Annotated in this window: 19 protein-coding genes; 8 read left to right on the forward strand and 11 right to left on the reverse strand. The window is 43.6% G+C overall.

The genetic code is table 11. From position 1 onward, the window contains the following. Nucleotide 1: 1 nt before the first annotated feature. Nucleotides 2-913, reverse strand: a complete 912-nt coding sequence (locus tag B5066_RS14970) for an ACP S-malonyltransferase (RefSeq protein ID WP_233133443.1) — start codon at nucleotides 911-913, stop codon at nucleotides 2-4. A gap of 61 nt (nucleotides 914-974) precedes the next feature. After that, nucleotides 975-1643 (reverse strand): GntR family transcriptional regulator, encoded by a 669-nt coding sequence (locus tag B5066_RS14975; RefSeq protein WP_079476702.1) that lies wholly within the window; start codon nucleotides 1641-1643, stop codon nucleotides 975-977. A gap of 164 nt (nucleotides 1644-1807) precedes the next feature. Here B5066_RS14975 and madL point away from each other — a divergent pair, with 164 nt between their 5' ends. Both madL and madM read left to right on the forward strand, forming a co-directional pair. Further along, nucleotides 1808-2200, forward strand: coding sequence for a malonate transporter subunit MadL (madL, locus tag B5066_RS14980; protein ID WP_079476703.1), 393 nt, complete (start codon nucleotides 1808-1810; stop codon nucleotides 2198-2200). Between the two features lie 15 nt (nucleotides 2201-2215). Next, nucleotides 2216-2980 (forward strand): malonate transporter subunit MadM, encoded by a 765-nt coding sequence (gene madM / locus B5066_RS14985; protein ID WP_079476704.1) that lies wholly within the window; start codon nucleotides 2216-2218, stop codon nucleotides 2978-2980. Nucleotides 2981-3154: 174 nt separating this feature from the next. On the opposite strand, the gene B5066_RS14990 is transcribed toward madM, so the two are convergent. Then, nucleotides 3155-3715 (reverse strand): sugar O-acetyltransferase, encoded by a 561-nt coding sequence (locus B5066_RS14990; protein ID WP_079476705.1) that lies wholly within the window; start codon nucleotides 3713-3715, stop codon nucleotides 3155-3157. Between the two features lie 180 nt (nucleotides 3716-3895). On the opposite strand from B5066_RS14990, the gene B5066_RS14995 reads away from it, so the two are divergent. Together B5066_RS14995 and B5066_RS15000 are read left to right on the forward strand one after the other, a co-directional pair. Beyond that, on the forward strand, nucleotides 3896-4489 hold the full coding sequence (locus B5066_RS14995) for a TetR/AcrR family transcriptional regulator (RefSeq protein ID WP_079476706.1): 594 nt from the start codon (nucleotides 3896-3898) through the stop codon (nucleotides 4487-4489). Beyond that, nucleotides 4486-5043, forward strand: coding sequence for a hypothetical protein (locus tag B5066_RS15000; protein ID WP_079476707.1), 558 nt, complete (start codon nucleotides 4486-4488; stop codon nucleotides 5041-5043). The genes B5066_RS14995 and B5066_RS15000 overlap by 4 nt, the downstream gene beginning before the upstream one ends. On the opposite strand, the gene B5066_RS15005 is transcribed toward B5066_RS15000, so the two are convergent. The 3 genes from B5066_RS15005 to B5066_RS15015 all read right to left on the reverse strand — a co-directional run bounded on the left by B5066_RS15005 (nucleotide 5034) and on the right by B5066_RS15015 (nucleotide 7159). Then, the gene (locus B5066_RS15005) at nucleotides 5034-6185 is read right to left on the reverse strand and encodes an MFS transporter (RefSeq protein ID WP_079476708.1); all 1152 of its coding nucleotides are present in this window, start codon (nucleotides 6183-6185) and stop codon (nucleotides 5034-5036) included. The genes B5066_RS15000 and B5066_RS15005 overlap by 10 nt on opposite strands. Before the next feature lie 96 nt (nucleotides 6186-6281). Further along, the gene (locus B5066_RS15010) at nucleotides 6282-6836 is read right to left on the reverse strand and encodes a TetR/AcrR family transcriptional regulator (protein ID WP_079476709.1); all 555 of its coding nucleotides are present in this window, start codon (nucleotides 6834-6836) and stop codon (nucleotides 6282-6284) included. Between the two features lie 71 nt (nucleotides 6837-6907). Beyond that, complete coding sequence (locus B5066_RS15015) at nucleotides 6908-7159, reverse strand: hypothetical protein (protein WP_079476710.1); 252 nt, start codon at nucleotides 7157-7159, stop codon at nucleotides 6908-6910. 306 nt (nucleotides 7160-7465) lie between these two features. Between B5066_RS15015 and B5066_RS15020 the strand changes: the two genes are divergently transcribed. Further along, a complete protein-coding gene (locus B5066_RS15020; protein ID WP_079476711.1) occupies nucleotides 7466-7993 on the forward strand; it encodes a hypothetical protein in 528 nt (175 codons plus the stop codon). A gap of 49 nt (nucleotides 7994-8042) precedes the next feature. Here B5066_RS15020 and B5066_RS15025 read toward each other — a convergent pair whose 3' ends face one another. The 4 genes from B5066_RS15025 to B5066_RS15040 form a co-directional block, all read right to left on the reverse strand. Then, the gene (locus tag B5066_RS15025) at nucleotides 8043-8237 is read right to left on the reverse strand and encodes a hypothetical protein (RefSeq protein WP_079476712.1); all 195 of its coding nucleotides are present in this window, start codon (nucleotides 8235-8237) and stop codon (nucleotides 8043-8045) included. 789 nt (nucleotides 8238-9026) lie between these two features. Next, complete coding sequence (locus B5066_RS16960; RefSeq protein ID WP_079476713.1) at nucleotides 9027-9245, reverse strand: DUF6007 family protein; 219 nt, start codon at nucleotides 9243-9245, stop codon at nucleotides 9027-9029. Between the two features lie 72 nt (nucleotides 9246-9317). Continuing rightward, on the reverse strand, nucleotides 9318-10202 hold the full coding sequence (locus B5066_RS15035) for a M23 family metallopeptidase (RefSeq protein ID WP_079476714.1): 885 nt from the start codon (nucleotides 10200-10202) through the stop codon (nucleotides 9318-9320). Nucleotides 10203-10240: 38 nt separating this feature from the next. Next, on the reverse strand, nucleotides 10241-10426 hold the full coding sequence (locus B5066_RS15040; protein WP_079476715.1) for a hypothetical protein: 186 nt from the start codon (nucleotides 10424-10426) through the stop codon (nucleotides 10241-10243). A gap of 247 nt (nucleotides 10427-10673) precedes the next feature. Between B5066_RS15040 and B5066_RS15045 the strand changes: the two genes are divergently transcribed. Then, nucleotides 10674-11783, forward strand: coding sequence for a GntR family transcriptional regulator (locus B5066_RS15045; RefSeq protein WP_342351587.1), 1110 nt, complete (start codon nucleotides 10674-10676; stop codon nucleotides 11781-11783). An 87-nt stretch (nucleotides 11784-11870) separates the two neighbouring features. Here B5066_RS15045 and B5066_RS15050 read toward each other — a convergent pair whose 3' ends face one another. Continuing rightward, nucleotides 11871-13253 (reverse strand): sugar porter family MFS transporter, encoded by a 1383-nt coding sequence (locus B5066_RS15050; RefSeq protein WP_079476717.1) that lies wholly within the window; start codon nucleotides 13251-13253, stop codon nucleotides 11871-11873. Nucleotides 13254-13557: 304 nt separating this feature from the next. Between B5066_RS15050 and B5066_RS15055 the strand changes: the two genes are divergently transcribed. Together B5066_RS15055 and araA are read left to right on the forward strand one after the other, a co-directional pair. Next, on the forward strand, nucleotides 13558-15195 hold the full coding sequence (locus B5066_RS15055; RefSeq protein ID WP_079476718.1) for a xylulokinase: 1638 nt from the start codon (nucleotides 13558-13560) through the stop codon (nucleotides 15193-15195). 26 nt (nucleotides 15196-15221) lie between these two features. Next, on the forward strand, nucleotides 15222-16646 hold the full coding sequence (araA, locus tag B5066_RS15060; protein ID WP_079476719.1) for an L-arabinose isomerase: 1425 nt from the start codon (nucleotides 15222-15224) through the stop codon (nucleotides 16644-16646). Nucleotides 16647-16729: the final 83 nt, after the last annotated feature.

Below are 16729 nucleotides of genomic sequence, written 5' to 3' on the forward strand. Positions count from 1 at the left end.
ATTAATTGTATCTTTTTATAAGCTCCAGACAGTTGTCTGCTCCCTGCGTTTGAATGGATAATCCTCTGGCATCTGTGAAGGTCTGGTTAATGATATTCGATAACACTGATCGCGGGGAAAGCTCGATAAAAAGCCGGGCTCCCCTCTCATAATACATACACATAGCGTCATGCCAACGCACCGGCTTTTTAATACTCTCTGACAGATCCTTTCTTATTTTTTCCGGATCCGTTACAGCTCGTGCCGAGACATTGGCGGCATAGGGAATGCTGGCTCTCTGTACAGAAGCTTTTTCCAGCTCTAGCCGCATCTGTTCAGCTATTCTTTCCATAAACGGAGAATGGGAAGGCACCTTTACATTAAGCATTTTCGCAGATGAAGCGCCTGCTTTCGACAATGCTTTCAGGGCTTTCTGAACATTTTGTATCGTCCCGGAAATGGTTATTTGTGTGTTCGAGTTAATATTTGAGATAAACACACTTTCCTGTAATGAGAGCGAGGATATGATACTTTGCACATGCCTTTCCGTCATCCCATTCACAGCTCCCATTCCAAAACCACTTGAAAATTCACTTTCCATTAACTCCCCCCTTTTTGCCACTAAAGTTAGTGCTTTACTAAATGGCAGCGCATTCGATAGTACAGAGGAAGTAAAAGCTCCAACGGAATGCCCTGCTGTAAAATGGGGCTTTGCGCCGCTCTCTTTCAGCAACTCCCCCATAGCTATACTCCAAATAAATAATACTAATTGGACAGCGTAGGTTGAGGATAATGCCGATTCTTTGTCAAGATTCCGGACGTTAAGCTGCAAAACATCGCTTGCTTCTTCGATGGTGTTATTAATAATTTTTTGATCTGGCAGCTCATTTAACATATTTGATTTTTGGGAGCCCTGGCCGGGACATAAAAACACTATGCTCAAAGTATCACCTCTATATAGTCGATTGTCGACAATTCTCTAACGAGACTTTAATTTACGTCTCGTTAGAAGATGTTTTAAATACATTTTCCTTTATATTTTTTATTACGTCAGCGTTATGGGTCTCTAATAAATCAGCGGCTTTGTGCCACTCTTGCTGTTCAAGTAATTTTAAGAGTTCCTCGTGTTCTCTTATAGACTTTTCGATGTTTCCTTTCAGCGAAAAAGATAGATTTTGTATGGTTAACAAGGGTTGGCCAAGCCTGGTGTAGGTTTCTTTAATAACTTCGCTTCCACTCATTATAACCATGCACATGTGAAAAGAGTGGTTCAACTGCGTATACTCTTCTTCTCTTTCCATGTTTTTCATTTCTGAAAGGATACGCTTCATCTCTTCTAATGTATTTGTGTCAGTACCGTTAGCCATGATCCTTTTCATTACTAATGCTTCTAAATTGTTCCGGATTTCCAGTAAATCATAAATTTCGCTTTCTGTGTAAGTTTTTACCACCGCTCCCCGGCGCGGGATTTTTTCTACCAGGCCATCTACTGTAAGCAAAAAGATTGCTTCTCTTACAGGAGCTCTGCTTGTACCGTACGCTTCAGCATAAAAAGCTTCATTCAGCTTATGTCCTGGCTGCAGCTGGCCGGCTATAATCTTTTTTGAAATATGCTCAGCAATCTTTTGAGAAAGAGCGTTATTCGATAGGTCTATTGAGCTCATAATAAAAACTCCTAAATTTTTATTTTCAAAAATTTTTGAATTGTTATTGCATTCTTACTACTTGCATTTTATTATAAAGCAAACAGTAGATTGTCGACAATATTTTTTTTAACATTTTTGTAAGCGCTTACTTATTTTAAAATTTTTATTAAGGAGACGATCACATGGTTATTTTTGGTGTAGCTCTACTGGCTTTTTGTATGCTGCTCGGTGTCTACTTTGGAGATCTTTTAGGAATAGTGATGGGGGTAGATGCAAATATTGGCGGTGTCGGAATCTCGATGGTCTTCCTTGTGCTTATCGTCGATTATTTAAAGCGAAACAAAAAAATCACCCAGAAATCTGAAGACGGAATGGCTTTCTGGGGTGCCATGTACATCCCTATTGTCATTGCCATGTCTGCTCAGCAAAACGTAGTAGGAGCCATTTCCGGAGGGCCCATGGCAATCACAGCCGGTGTGCTCGCGGTTGCTGCCAGTTTTGCCCTCGTACCGGTAATTACTAAAATAGGCCAGCAAAAAGATGAAGAATACGTGACGAAGAAGATCTTTAAATAAGAGGAGGAATGGTTAATGATAGACTCACTGCAATCCATATTAGCAGAAAATGGGCTGATTACTGCCTTCGCTGTCGTCGGCATCACAATGTACCTCTCTTACTTTCTCTCTGACAAGCTTACAAAAGGGCGTCTTCACGGGTCTGCTATCGCTATTCTTTTAGGTCTTTTGCTGGCCTATATTGGAGGGGTTGTTACAGGCGGAGAATCCGGTCTGGCCGATATTCAGATATTCTCAGGGATTGGACTTATGGGAGGTGCTATGCTCAGGGACTTGGCTATTGTAGCTACAGCTTTTGGAGCTAGTATTGAGGAGATTAAAAAAGCTGGCTTCAGCGGTATTGTTGCTTTATTTGCCGGCATTGTCGTTTCTTTTCTCATTGGGGTAGTAATTGCACTATTATTTGGCTACACCGATCCAGTCGAGATTACTACGATTGGCGGCGGCGCTGCTACTTATATTGTCGGTCCGGTTGTTGGGACAGCCCTGGGAGCGAGTTCAGAGGTTATCGCCCTCAGCATAGCCGCCGGTTTGGTAAAGTCTATTCTCGTTATGATCGCCACACCATTTTTCGCAAAGCTTATTGGCTTAGACAACCCACGGTCAGCGATGGTTTTTGGAGGGTTGATGGGCACGACCAGTGGGGTAGCAGGCGGTTTAGCTGCCACTGATCCCAAGCTTGTTCCCTACGGAGCCATGACTGCTACTTTCTACACAGGCTTAGGCTGTTTGATCGTCCCTTCATTTTTATATTTTCTTGTTCGAACATTTGCCGGGTAAATTGAAAACATGCTTTTATATAAAATGATGAAGATCGCCTGTGCTTCCAGGGGATCTTATTATTTTGCCTGAAGTGTCAGTTTAAAAATGTATTTCCGTATTTTTCATCGTATTCGTAAAAACCATATCGGTATATACACATTATAAAGATATACCCTTCTTCCGGGCACAGCTTTATTGGTCCAACCGTTTTATAAAACCGGCCGGATTACCACCTACAAGCGTCCGGGCAGAAACATCCTTTGTAACGACTGCTCCCGAAGCAATTACTGCGCCGTCTTCAATGCGAATGCCGGGATTAATAATGGCTCCTCCCCCGATCCACACGTTATCCCCTATCGTCACAGGCGAACCGTACTCCTGCAGCGTAGCCCGTGCTGCTTCCCCCATCGGGTGATTGACGGTGTATATGTGTACCCCGGGCCCTAGCATTACTCCGTCGCCAAACGTAATTGGCGCCTCGTCGAGCATGACGCAGTTGACGTTGGCAAAAAAGCGGTCCCCAAGGTGGATATTGTAGCCGTAATCACACCAGAACGGCGCCCCGATACGGGCTTCCTTTCCCATCGTCCCTACAATTTCCTGTAGTATCTGCTTGCTTTTTTCTTTTCCGCGTATACTGATGGAGTTATAGTCTTCGAGCAGCAGCTTCGTTTGGAGCCGTTCCGCTGCAAGCTCCGAATCGTGCGGGAGAAAAAGTTCTCCATCCATCATTTTTTCTTTCTCGCTTTTCATTTGCACACCTCTTTTAGTTCACTTCTTAAGTATTCAATGCTTTTATATGCCCACTATACCATTATTCATTTGAACCTGGAGACTTGTTTTGCAGAATGTTCCAGAAAATGCTTTTCTTTTTAACACACTTGTATTAAAAAGTGCTATACTTGCATTAATTTCTAAGTATTGAGGTGTACGATGCCAAAACTCATTGACCACAAAAAGAAAAAAGAGCAGATTATTGAGTATACATGGCAGTCCATTGTGAACAGCGGTGCGAAAGGCGCGACGGTAAGAAATATCGCAAAGCTGGCGAAAATGACGCCGGGACAGATCCGTTACTACTATCCCACCCATAGTGCACTGCTGGATGCGGTTATGGAAAAAGTAAATCATAAGGTGAGCCAACGAATCCAGGAGATTTTTGGGCAAGAAACGTTACCCGAAAAGGAGCGGATCATCCAGGCGATACTTGCGGTTCTTCCTTTAGATGATGACCGGTACGCGGACATGGAAGTGTGGATGGCTTTTCAGTACGAAATCCATCAGGCAGGAACAAATTCTATGGGAGACGAGATACGTATGCTCATTCAAAAATCCCTACAGCATTTAAATGAAAAACAAATGCTCCAGAAGGATCTGCCTCTAGAGTTCACTACAATGCGCGCTCATGCTCTGGTTGACGGTCTGGCACTGCATAAATTGTTAACTCCTGACCGCATAGACAATAAAGATGCCATTAAACTGATTCGTGCCGAAGTGCATTCCTGGCTGAAGGAGGAGTATCAATGAATTTCATCCTGCTGTTGATTATTGGGATCGAAATAGCCTTTTGGGTTGTTATTGCCGCCGGGTTAATCGCTCGCTACGTGTTTCAATTACCGAGATTAGGGCTGTTTCTTCTCGCTTTAACCCCCGTACTGGATTTGATTCTTTTGATTGCAGCTTCAGCAGACCTTTTACGAGGAGCAGCCGCGACCACGGCTCATGCCATTGCTGCTATTTATATCGCGGTCTCCATTGTTTTTGGAAAGCATATGATCCGATGGGCCGACGAACGCTTCAGGTATTATATTATGAGACAGGGCAGCAAGCCCTCCAGGCTTTACGGCTATGCATACTCCCGAAAGTACTTTAAGGACTGGCTCAAGCACGTATTGGCGTACGTTTTAGGCACGGGACTTTTGTGGGTAGTAATTTTCCTTGTAAATGATGCAGGCAGAACCGGAGCATTGAGCGGCACTATTAAACTTTGGTCGCTCGTCGTGATGATTGACTTAGTTATTTCCATTACGTATTTCATATGGCCGCGCGAAGCAAAACATAGAGAGAAAATTCATGAATAATATGCACGGCTGAAATGTTGCCGGGTTTTGTATTGAAAAACCAATGAAACGTAACCAATCATTGCAGCGGCAAGAAAGAGCATATGGTATCCAAACAGGCCAGCGAGGATGCCGGAAACAACAGATCCAACAGCCTGGCCCAGGGCAAGCACTAAAAACGGAAGCCCCAGCCCAATAGATGGATTTGTCCGGAACACCGACACCCCCCAAACGATTAAAACTCCCGTGATGAAAACATAAGAACTCCCAAATAGAAACGGAGATAAAATCCCCACGATAGAATTGCCGGGCCAGCCTCCCAAAAGTAAAGAGGCGGTGGATAACGTCACTACCGACATCCTGAACGCCTTCATAATACCAAACCGGTTAATGAAGATACCGGCGGTGCCGCCCAACAAGCCTGCCAAACCAATGATAACCCAGAACCAGTCCCCCAGATAGGCAGGTACGCTGGCTAAATTCACTATAAAATCCCGCGAAAAGGTCCAATACGCCGCCGAAGAGCCTCCCAAAAGCAGCGAGGCCAGTATCAGCTGCACAGACTGCCTCCACTCCTGCTTCACGAACCCAGTCGGACTCTTTTCTCCATACGCCTGCGTACGGGGAAGTACTTTATAATTGGCAGCAAGCACCATAACAGCAATAATCATAAAGATCACATATGTTGCACGCCAGCTGTCCACCATCATAATTGCAACCACCCCAGTGAAAGCCGTACCTATGCTTGTGCCGGAATTAATCCAGGCATTCGCCTGGTTTTGCCTGTTGGATTCGACGTTTGTATTTACAATACTAGCGTACGGTGGAGAGGATAACCCCGTGCTCATTCCTGCTAAAAATATTCCTGCGCCAAGCCCCACCGGCGTCAAAGAAACAGAAATGACGCCAAGTCCAACGACCGACAAAGCCCCCGCCGTCACTAAAATGAGCCTCGAAGCCACCGTCCGGGAAAATACCATCGCTGCGACAATCGCTATACAGTAAGCCACGTAGGATAAAGAGGATATGATCCCGCTCGTAGATTGAGTCATATTAATTGCTTCATTAATATAGGGAAGCATCAGCCCGTAGCTGAACCGGGACAGCCCGTAAGTAACTGCAATCATAGGCAGGCCGGCAAGTATTAATTTATTCGCATTCATGTTCGTTCGCTCCTTTTTGCTTATTTATTGATTGTTCATTCAATAAATGTTAAAAATAAGAGCCATAAGGCTTACCATAGATGCCTATGGCCATTATTACTGGCTGTCTGCCCGCATGTTCTTCGCTATACGGAAAGCCGCCTCTTCCACTTCCTCCATGGCCATAACCTGAGCCGTTGAAGTGATGCCCTCCAGAATCATTACCAGCTGCGTTCCGGCCTGCTTGGAAGAATTAAAGGTTTTGAGCTCCTGTTCAATCTTTTGCTGCAGGGTTTTTTTATGCTCCTTACTCAGGGCGGCAATTTCCTCATTCACCCCTTCATACTCCTGCTTCGCTCTTAAGAACAGACACCCGTTCAATCCGTCTGTTTTCATCCAGTCTGTATGCGCTTTGATAAGGGTTTCTGCATACGCGGCGAGACCATTGTCTCTATCGATTTCCTTTTGTAAGAAATCAAAATACCGCAGCTCTCTTCGCTTCAGTATTTCCACAATTAACGTTTCTTTAGAATGAAAATGATAGTACATCGTCATAGGGGCCACACCGACTTCATTTAAAATACTTTTAACCCCGACAGCATGAAACCCGTGCTGATAAAAGAGATTTTCTGCAGTGTTCAATATAACCTCTTTTTTCGATACACCTCTCATGGAAAACCCCCCTTTATTTATTGAACGTTCATTATAATAAATCATAACATATTTTATCGCTTAATGTTACTTTATTGTTTTTTCTTCCTGATTTTCTCTGCTGTATCGTCTAAAAATTCATCAATATTATATTCTTTATAATCGTCCCGAATTTTATCTATAATAATATTTTTTGCTTCCTGTTCTGTATAACCTTTTTCTATGATATTCAGTAATTCAGCATGATACGTATGCTTGTACTCCTCTTCCCCGGCTGAAATATTTCCAGCATCCCTGCCCCAGATAATACCGACAATTTCTTCTAAAAACTCCCGATATTCCATATCTTTTCCCCTTTTCAAGTAGAATGTGGTAGTTCCATTATACTTCATCCTTTTAGAAATTTTGACTTTATTTATTAGGTTAACCTGATAAATAATTTAAATATGCAAAGTCTCATCAACATCAAAATTGGCAGACACCAGTCAACCAGGTTTCTTATAAGTCTTTAAAGCTGTTCGTTTGGTCCGAAAACAATTTTTAAAATAAAAAAGTAATTAAATTTTACTTTTATTACAATAAATGGTTTTCATTTTATTTCATTTTCGTTATACTTAAGCAACATTTTTGAAAAGGGGGGAAGAGAGCGTATGAAGATGCTCACTACTACTATTTTAAGCCTACTATTTGCATCAGCAGTGTGGGCTACACTGGAAACGCCGGCCAATGCCGCTAATGTTGCCGTTGTCGGCGGCGGCAGTCTGGGGTATCAACCCATTATTCAGAAACAAACGCAAAACGGCCAGCACATCCTGCGCACTGAAAGCTACATTTCAGAAGACCAGCGACGGCCGTGCGGCACTTCTGAATGCCGCGCGATTTTTCAGCAATACCATGAGCGCATGAACGAAATATTTAATCACACTGATCATGTGCTTACGTTCGATTCGTTTGAACAGTCGCTGGTGTACCAATTATCCAACGGCGATTATTTCATCGTCTCAAATTACACCAATGAAGTCACCGGGGATTATCGCCACATTGAAGTCATTTTGCACCAAAGTCTCAATTATATGCAGGATATGTATATCGATAACGAAGCCTCGTCTTCATACGACTCTCCCATGGTACCAGGAGAGAACCGGTGGGCAAGAAACACCGGACAGAGGGATGAATAACCACCACAAAAAGGCTGTCTCTTTAAAAGGGAGACAGCTTTTTTGTGCTTCATGATTTAAAATTATGTTTGATTAGCAGCACCCAAAACGGAATCACGATGATAAGCAGTAAACCAATGGCAAGAACCGATAACAAATTGGCAACGAGAGAGGATTTGACAATAATTAAGTAGATATTGAAAAAAATAACGGCCGTAAGAAAAATGCCGCCAATGACAGAGCCCATGTTCATCTTTTGTTTCAATCAGACACCTCCAACTATAGAAAAGAACGAACCACGGGCAGGTTCGTTTCATCCATTCTGAAAAATTATAGGAAAGCTATTAGCGAGCCAGCGGATATATTATTCTTTTTCATTATAGCATTGGCTCCCCATTTTGATTAAGAAAAACCGCTTATTCAGCTGAAAGATATATGTTTTCCCATAAAACCATGCCTCGAGGTATTGGTCAAAATCATGGGGATGATGTTTGATGCAAGCACCCAGACGGAGATACAAAACTATAATCACCATTTCATATACAAGTCTCTTCTCTGCTTCACTCTTAACAGTTAAGTGGCTAAAGGCCTAATCACTGATGTTTTTTGTTAATTCATCCGGAAAGGAACAAAAAGCATAAACTAAATCATAGAGAGGGCAACCGATTACAGGCGTTGGATCAATCACTCCTATAAACTCTGCGCCATTAAAGATAAAATAATGAAGGAATAAACGATATAACGAGGTGACGAGTCAGCGTAAAGCAGTTTCGGAATTAGGCTTAAATGGTTATAGCAATTCAGAAAAGCCGCTTGCGCTTCTAAAACCTCCGGCTCGTTGAACTTAACTACGCAGTTCGAATTATTATTGCTCTGAAGAAGATACAGTCTGCTGGAGGTGCCTCCAGGTAACACCTCGTAATGCCCCGTTTCCAATTAATTTACGTCGTAATAGAATAACTCTTCAACAGCCTTTTCAATATTCATATGTCTACCCCGGTTTTATCTTTTTTATAATTTTTACTGAGCTATAAGACTCATTTTTAATTTCACCCTATTTATATTTGCTTCTATTATATAAGTAGACCACCGTGTGTGTAGCATACGCTAGGCCGAAGCCTACCAAAATAATAATTATAAAATTCACTATCACCTGCCAGAATCTATCGGAGGGGAAATAGAAAAAAAGGAAAAACATGGGAAGGACGTATAGAAAATCATAAAGAGTCATTCGATCCAGCGCTTGCTTTGTGGTCTCTTTTTCATTATCCATCACTACATCATGCTCCTTGAAAATATTTGGAACAGTTTTTCAACAATAAACATTTAATTATTATAGTTATTTTCACCTATCGATCTGATCACCGCGGATAGGATCCGGGCTATGCTTAAAACGCATACGAATGGACGTTCCTTGGAGAAAATCCGGCCGGTTCGACAGCTGCAGATGCAAATGCGGTTCGGTGGAATTGCCGGAATTGCCGCATCTTCCTATCAAGTCTCCTGCTAGGACCTGTTCCCGTTCCCGGACCTGAATCGAGCCGTACTGGAGGTGAGCTAAAATGCTGTACTCCCGGAGAGCATGGCGAATAACAACTGCATTACCTGCGGGCTCTTCTTCATTCATTATCCCCGGCCTGTTATCCAAAATACCGTCCACAACCAATGCCACCTCTCCCTTGGCTGGAGCGTATATTGGCTCGCCGTAGGCAGAATAATTTTCATTTTTAACTGACGAACCTTTGTAGGTTTTTCCAGACGTTTGTATCACCAGATCATACGCGTGACGTTGATTCGGGAGGGGATGATGCGCATTAGCCATCGGATGGTCTCCTCCCCAGGCGACCGTCCATCCTTTGCCCGTCTGAATCGGCCAGTCATACTGCTGCTGTGAATATTTCTTTCCTCCTTCCGCATCAATAACTATGGGATGCATAGCAAAACCATGGATAATATATTGGCCATCCATATAAACTTCAAGCGCCCGTTCATTCTGGTCATCACTCCACACATATTGCACCAAATGATTATTTATGTCATATGAAAATAGAAGATTATATACTGTTACCCCGTTATTAAATGTTTGAGCCATATTCTGGAATTCATCATACCCAGCAAGCCGCTGAAAATCATTTGTGGTTTGCCGGTAAATGCGGCCGAAATCGCCCTGAAGAAATGCTTTTCCAATCTTCTCCGGCACTATAGGCTGTTCCGGGAACGAAAACATCATTTTCCTTCCTCCTTATCAATTATTTCAACTGCCATTTTCTAGCTCCCTCTCGTCTCCTTCGATGCCCGGCGCCTTCCTTCGTACCACGCGGCCAGCAGCAGACACAGCACAATCACCCCAAAAGAAATGGAAGAGGGTCCTATTTCAACCCCGAGCCCCAGGCTTCCGGCCATAAGCACTGCCATTAATAAGAACAACACCGTGAATGTCCGTTTTTCTTGCATCTTCTGCCTCCAATTATTACCAATATTTTATTTCTATTCTTTCCTCGTATCAGGCGTCAGTAATAAAAGGAATATTATGGATAATACTTTTTTCATTTTCACTTGTATGCACAATGAGCTTCTTTTAACATAAACATACACTTATAATGTTTTTCATACTAGATTTTATTTCAATTATAAATACCGGTTTAATAACATCCTTCAGTTGTACGTATCTGTATGATACGATAAAAAGAAAACGAGGTGCATGATGGTCTCAAAATATAAACAGTTAAAGCAGCATATCCAATCCAAAATACTGGACGGCAGCTTCCGCCCTCACCAGAAAATTCTATCCGAATATGAATATGTGAAGGCGTTTGAGGTTAGCAGGCACACGGTACGCCAGGCTATCGGCGAATTGGTGAGCGAAGGTTGGCTGTACCGCGAGCACGGCGTGGGCACGTTCTGTGCGGACCGATCCAAATTTTCCTCTCCGTCTGCCCGAAAAAATGTAGCCATTATTACTACTTATATTTCTGATTATATTTTTCCATACATTATCCGCGGTGCTGAAAGGTACTTAAGCGACAAAGGCTACAACGTTATTCTCATGAGCACGAACAACGATTTTGAAAAAGAAAAGCAGGCGCTTGAGAATATTCTGACCCAGCAGGTGGACGGCCTCATCATCGAACCAACACGCAGCGCGCAGGCTAATCCAAATCTTAACTATTACTTGAATCTTGAGAATGCAGGCATTCCTTATGTCATGATGAATGCGTATTATGAAGAGCTCGAACCGCTAAGCTTAACGCTAAATGACCAGGAAGCCGGCTTCCGGAACGCGGAGCATTTAATTCAATTAGGGCACCGGCGTATGATCGGGCTGTTCAAAAATGATGATATGCAGGGCGTACAGCGAATGAAAGGCTTTCTTAAAGCCCATCGGCACTACGGCTTCCCGGTAGACCCCTCCCTGTTGATTACTTATTCCACCGACGAGAAGTTTTCCAAGCCTGCCCAGGCTATAGAACAAGTTTTAACGAACCAGACTGACCAGCCTACGGCGATCGTAAGCTATAATGATGAACTGCTTTTGCAGCTTCTTGATGTACTCCGTTATAAAAACCTGCAAATACCCGAAAATATTTCTGTCGTGAGCTTTGATGACTCTCACTTCGCACAGGTCTCCGAAGTGAAATTTTCTTCTATCGTTCATCCCAAAGAACGCATGGGAGAGGACGCAGCAAAATATATAACTACACTCATCGAACAGCCGGATGCTGCGCTCTCTTCTATTGTATATGAGCCGCACTTTGTCGACCGGCATTCTACCCGAAGCCTTTCAACCACGCCGGCCATAAAAACGGAATAGATACACTTTTTACTAAAGCTTGTCCGCACAGAAAGCCGCTCCCAACAACAGGGGCGGCTTTTTTTGAATAACAAATGCTTGTACATTCTATTTTTCAACTCGATACGCTTTTTTGGCCGGCTTCCATATGGTTTCAATTTCTTCCAAGGATTTATTTTTTGTTTCGGGGACGATAGTCATCACAAAAGCAAAACAAATAACATTTATGATCGCAAACATCCAGAAAGTAACCGCTCCCCCGGCATTATTGATAAGTACCGGAGTAAACTGCCCGATCGCCCAGTTAGCTCCCCATAAAAACATAGTTGCAATTCCTACCGCTTTGGCACGCATGTAATTTGGAAAAATCTCCGGAATCATGATCCAGGGAATCGGTCCCATAGATATGCAAAAAGCCGCTGTAAATCCCATGATGAATAACAGTGCCCATATTCCGTTACCAACGTCAAAATAGAAAACGCTTCCAATAAGCACCATAAAAACAGCCATTAAACTCGAACCTACAGCCATTAATCGCTTGCGTCCGGCCTTATCAATTAATAATATCGCAACTACCGTAAATATTACCTGCACTGTGCCGATCAAACTGGTAGCCAGAAATTCTGTATTATTCTCAAATCCCACCAATCGAAAGATAGTCGGCCCATAATAAGTCACCGCATTCATGCCAATCACCTGGTTGAACAGCGCCAGAAATATTCCTACAGCCATCGCTTTCCGAAGGCCTGGTTTTAACAGTTCCCGAACGGAAGTGCTTGATTCATTTTGTATCGATGTTTTAATTGCATCCAATTCCAGCTCAGCTGTGCGGGCGCCGTTGATTTTTTCTAATGTACGAAACGCTTCTGAATGCTGGCGTTTTTTCACTAAGTACCTTGGACTTTCTGGAATAAAAATAAGCATGAGGAAAAAGAGCACCCCAGGTATCACCCCGTATCCGAGCATCCACCTCCATCCTGTTTCTACTCCCCATCCATAGCTGCCGGAATTTGCCACCGCAAGGTTGATGTAAAATGTAGCAGAAATGCCGATAATGGTAAATAATTGATACATCGATGCCAGCCGTCCTCTTATCGCAGGCGGTGCACACTCTGCAATGTACGTAACGGATAAGGCAGAAGCAAAGCCTATTCCCAGGCCGCCAAGTACTCTTGCCAGAATAAGAGATGTTACGCTCATTGCAAGCGCTGACCATAATGCCGAAACCGCGAACATTACTCCGGAAAGCATTAATATCTTTTTCCTGCCGAAACGGTCACTCAAATAACCGGATAGTCCGACCCCGGCAACCCCTCCTACCATAACACTGGAAATAATAAATCCTTCCATCGCAGGGCTTAAATTATACAATTCCTGCAAAAAGCCGATGGCCCCTGAAATTACTGCAGTATCAAAACCGTATAGAAAGCCTGCCATTCCTGCAGCGCATGCTATCAACAAGACATACCAGACTGACTGCTTCTCCTTCATGATGTTCAATGTCCCCTTTCAATTTTTAACATGATAGCGATTACAAAAAAATTACCACATGTACGTATATGTTTCAATAAAATAAATAAATTAATTTTAAAAAACATACAAGCTGGCTCTGTTTCGCTATATTTTCTTCATTTTCGGCGAATAAAAAACAGAAAGCGGTTGCATTAGGCTTCATACCGTGTTTAAATAATACCTAACTTATACGTACAAGTTGAGTTGTATTCTTGAATTACTACTCAGGAGGTTGAAGTTCAATCACCTTGTTGATCATGATTTTACAAAGGAATGATGCTAAATGAACAAAGTGGGAAGGAAACAGGCTATTTTACAAGGAGAAACATCGCTTGGAATTGAATTTGGTTCCACCCGTATTAAGGCCGTGTTGATCGATAACCATGCAAACACTATCGCGACCGGCAGCTACGAATGGGAAAATCAACTAGTGAACGGCTATTGGACGTACAACCAGGTAGATATCATTACCGGTTTGCAGGCAGCCTACAGTGACATGAAATTCGAGGTTGAAAGCACCTATGGGATTACGATCCGCACGATTGGTGCCATTGGCGTTTCTGCGATGATGCATGGCTATATGCCCTTTGACCATACCGGCGAACTGCTCGTTCCGTTCCGTACATGGCGAAATACAACAACTGGAACGGCAGCGAGCGAACTGACCAGTCTTTTTCAACACAACATACCGGAACGCTGGAGCATCGCGCACCTCTACCAGGCCATGTTGAATGAGGAACCACACCTGCCTCGCGTTCATTTAATCACGACATTAAGCGGTTACATTCACTGGCTTTTGACCGAGGAAGAGGCTATTGGAGCTGGGGATGCTTCCGGCATGTTTCCATACGATGACATCGCCCAGGATTACAATGCATCCATGCTTCAGCAGTTCGATAAACTCGTTCAGCCAAAAGGATATCCCTGGAGGATCATAGACATCCTTCCGAAAGTTTTCCGTGCGGGGGAGCAGGCAGGTGCGTTAACCAGTGCCGGCATTAAGATCCTGGACCGCTCCCAAAACCTACAGCCGGGTATCCCCTTTTGTCCCCCGGAGGGCGATGCCGGAACTGGAATGGTAGCCACTAACAGCGTTCGAAAACGTATTGGAAATGTGTCTGTAGGCACCTCTGTCTTTGCGATGATCGTGTTAGATCAAAAACTTTCCAGAATACATCCGGAGGTTGATTTGGTGACTACTCCAAATGGTCATCCGGTAGCGATGGTCCACGCGAATAACTGCTCCAGCGATTTGAACGCCTGGCTTGAATTGTTCCGGGAATTCTCAGCGGCTGTAGGACAGGAAATCGAGTCCCATCAATTGTTTGAAGTGATGCTCCAAAAAGCGCTTGAAGCCGACCCCGACGGCGGCGGCCTGCTCAGCTACGGATATCTCTCTGGTGAAAATATTACGGGTCTTGAGCATGGGCGCCCATTATTTGTCCGCTCTCCGGAGAGTAGTTTTACCCTGGCTAACTTTATGCGGACACATCTTTTCTCGGCTTTTGGTGCATTGAAAATTGGCATGGATCTTTTAACCAATGAAGAGAATGTAGCAATCGATACAATATTCGCTCACGGAGGGTTATTCAAAACTCCTGTCGTCGGACAGAAAATTGTAGCAGCCGCCATGGATGCCCCTGTTTCTGTAATGAATACAGCTGGCGAGGGCGGTGCCTGGGGAATCGCTATCCTTGCCTCTTACATGAAAAATAAAAACCAGGAAGAGGATTTAGAAGATTATCTGCACAATCACGTTTTTCAAGAAATTGAAATGCAGGAAATTCACCCTGACCGGTTTGACGTAGAAGGCTTTGAAACTTTCATGGAACGGTATAAGCAAGGGCTGGTTATCGAACAGAAGGCTGTCGATTATTTACCCATGGCCGATGTCCAGGATGAAAAGGTAACCGTAGACTAAAATTTTAATAAGAATAGAGGGTTATGATGTCAATTATGGAAAAAAAAGAATTCTGGTTTATTGTGGGCTCCCAGCAGCTTTACGGAGAAGATACGCTAAAGGAAGTGAAAACCCAGGCCGAACATATCACGAATGCATTAAATGAAAGCGGTATTTTGCCCTACCCGCTTGTGTTAAAAGAGTTAGCTGTTAATACTGATGAGATTACGCGTTTGATGAAAGAAGTAAACTATCACGATGAGGTGGCCGGGATCATCACATGGATGCACACCTTCTCACCTGCCAAAATGTGGATCCGCGGCACCAAGCTGCTACAGAAACCATTACTTCATTTAGCAACGCAATTTCATGAAAGTATCCCTTGGAATACTATCAATATGGATTTTATGAACCTGAATCAGTCAGCGCACGGCGACCGCGAATACGGTTTTATCAATGCACGTTTAAACAAACAGAACAAAATTGTTACCGGACATTGGAATCATGCGGATGTCCAGCGGCAGATTGCCCAGTGGATGGATACAGCTGCCGCTTATAACGAAAGCTTTAACATAAAAGTGGCCCGCTTTGGGGACAATATGCGCAATGTGGCGGTGACAGAGGGTGACAAAATTGAGGCCCAAATCCAATTTGGCTGGTTTGTCGACTACTACGGGATCGGAGACCTGGTTCAGTATGTTCAACGCGTGACAGAGGAAGAAATCGAAGCGCTGTTTTCCAAATATGCGGAGCTTTATGACTTTGAATATGGAAATTACTCTAAAGACCAATGGGAAAACAGTGTCAAAACGCAGGCAAGTTATGAAATAGCCATAAAACGCTTCCTCGATGACGGCGGGTACGATGCTTTCACTACCAACTTTGAAGATTTGCACGGAATGAAACAGCTGCCTGGTATGGCCGTTCAGCGTTTAATGGCGCAAGGGTACGGCTTTGCCGCTGAGGGAGACTGGAAAACGGCGGCACTCGACCGTCTCATCAAAGTGATGAGCCATAACCAATCGACGGGATTTATGGAAGATTATATTTACGAATTAGCACCTGGACAAGAAGCCATTCTTCAGTCCCATATGCTTGAAGTGGACCCCACACTGGCAAACCATAAGCCAAAAATCGTAGTAGCGCCGCTTGATATCGGCGACGGGGACGATCCCGCACGCCTTGTTTTCGACGGCAAATCCGGAGATGGCGTGGTAGTGTCCATGGCAGATTTTGGTACGCACTACAAGCTGCTGATTAACGAAGTATCTGCCTCTGAACCTCCTGCGTCCGCACCGCATCTTCCAGTGGCACGGGTGCTTTGGGAAGTTAAACCGAACCTGCAGGAAGGCATGAAAACATGGATTGAAAACGGCGGCGGCCATCATACTGTTGTTTCTTTAAATGTGACCACAGATCAAATTATTAACTACGCAAAACTTGTAAACCTGGACTATGTAGTTATCAATTGAAGATTGGAAACTACATTTACATGAACATTTGAAATTCTTTTTGCTATCGCTCCCTGTTAATATCCTACTGTTTAAGGAGTGTG

The sequence above is a fragment of the Marinococcus halophilus genome (genome assembly GCF_900166605.1).
GTDB lineage: Bacteria > Bacillota > Bacilli > Bacillales > Marinococcaceae > Marinococcus > Marinococcus halophilus.

What these genes read in the sequence shown, in the direction of transcription:
- B5066_RS14975 (WP_079476702.1), bottom strand. Translation starts at nt 1,643, where the DNA reads ATGAGCTCAATAGACCTATCGAATAACGCTCTTTCTCAAAAGATTGCT.
- madL (WP_079476703.1), top strand. Translation starts at nt 1,808, where the DNA reads ATGGTTATTTTTGGTGTAGCTCTACTGGCTTTTTGTATGCTGCTCGGT.
- madM (WP_079476704.1), top strand. Translation starts at nt 2,216, where the DNA reads ATGATAGACTCACTGCAATCCATATTAGCAGAAAATGGGCTGATTACT.
- B5066_RS14990 (WP_079476705.1), bottom strand. Translation starts at nt 3,715, where the DNA reads ATGAAAAGCGAGAAAGAAAAAATGATGGATGGAGAACTTTTTCTCCCG.
- B5066_RS14995 (WP_079476706.1), top strand. Translation starts at nt 3,896, where the DNA reads ATGCCAAAACTCATTGACCACAAAAAGAAAAAAGAGCAGATTATTGAG.
- B5066_RS15000 (WP_079476707.1), top strand. Translation starts at nt 4,486, where the DNA reads ATGAATTTCATCCTGCTGTTGATTATTGGGATCGAAATAGCCTTTTGG.
- B5066_RS15005 (WP_079476708.1), bottom strand. Translation starts at nt 6,185, where the DNA reads ATGAATGCGAATAAATTAATACTTGCCGGCCTGCCTATGATTGCAGTT.
- B5066_RS15010 (WP_079476709.1), bottom strand. Translation starts at nt 6,836, where the DNA reads ATGAGAGGTGTATCGAAAAAAGAGGTTATATTGAACACTGCAGAAAAT.
- B5066_RS15015 (WP_079476710.1), bottom strand. Translation starts at nt 7,159, where the DNA reads ATGGAATATCGGGAGTTTTTAGAAGAAATTGTCGGTATTATCTGGGGC.
- B5066_RS15020 (WP_079476711.1), top strand. Translation starts at nt 7,466, where the DNA reads ATGAAGATGCTCACTACTACTATTTTAAGCCTACTATTTGCATCAGCA.
- B5066_RS16960 (WP_079476713.1), bottom strand. Translation starts at nt 9,245, where the DNA reads ATGGATAATGAAAAAGAGACCACAAAGCAAGCGCTGGATCGAATGACT.
- B5066_RS15035 (WP_079476714.1), bottom strand. Translation starts at nt 10,202, where the DNA reads ATGATGTTTTCGTTCCCGGAACAGCCTATAGTGCCGGAGAAGATTGGA.
- B5066_RS15040 (WP_079476715.1), bottom strand. Translation starts at nt 10,426, where the DNA reads ATGCAAGAAAAACGGACATTCACGGTGTTGTTCTTATTAATGGCAGTG.
- B5066_RS15045 (WP_342351587.1), top strand. Translation starts at nt 10,674, where the DNA reads ATGATGGTCTCAAAATATAAACAGTTAAAGCAGCATATCCAATCCAAA.
- B5066_RS15050 (WP_079476717.1), bottom strand. Translation starts at nt 13,253, where the DNA reads ATGAAGGAGAAGCAGTCAGTCTGGTATGTCTTGTTGATAGCATGCGCT.
- B5066_RS15055 (WP_079476718.1), top strand. Translation starts at nt 13,558, where the DNA reads ATGAACAAAGTGGGAAGGAAACAGGCTATTTTACAAGGAGAAACATCG.
- araA (WP_079476719.1), top strand. Translation starts at nt 15,222, where the DNA reads ATGTCAATTATGGAAAAAAAAGAATTCTGGTTTATTGTGGGCTCCCAG.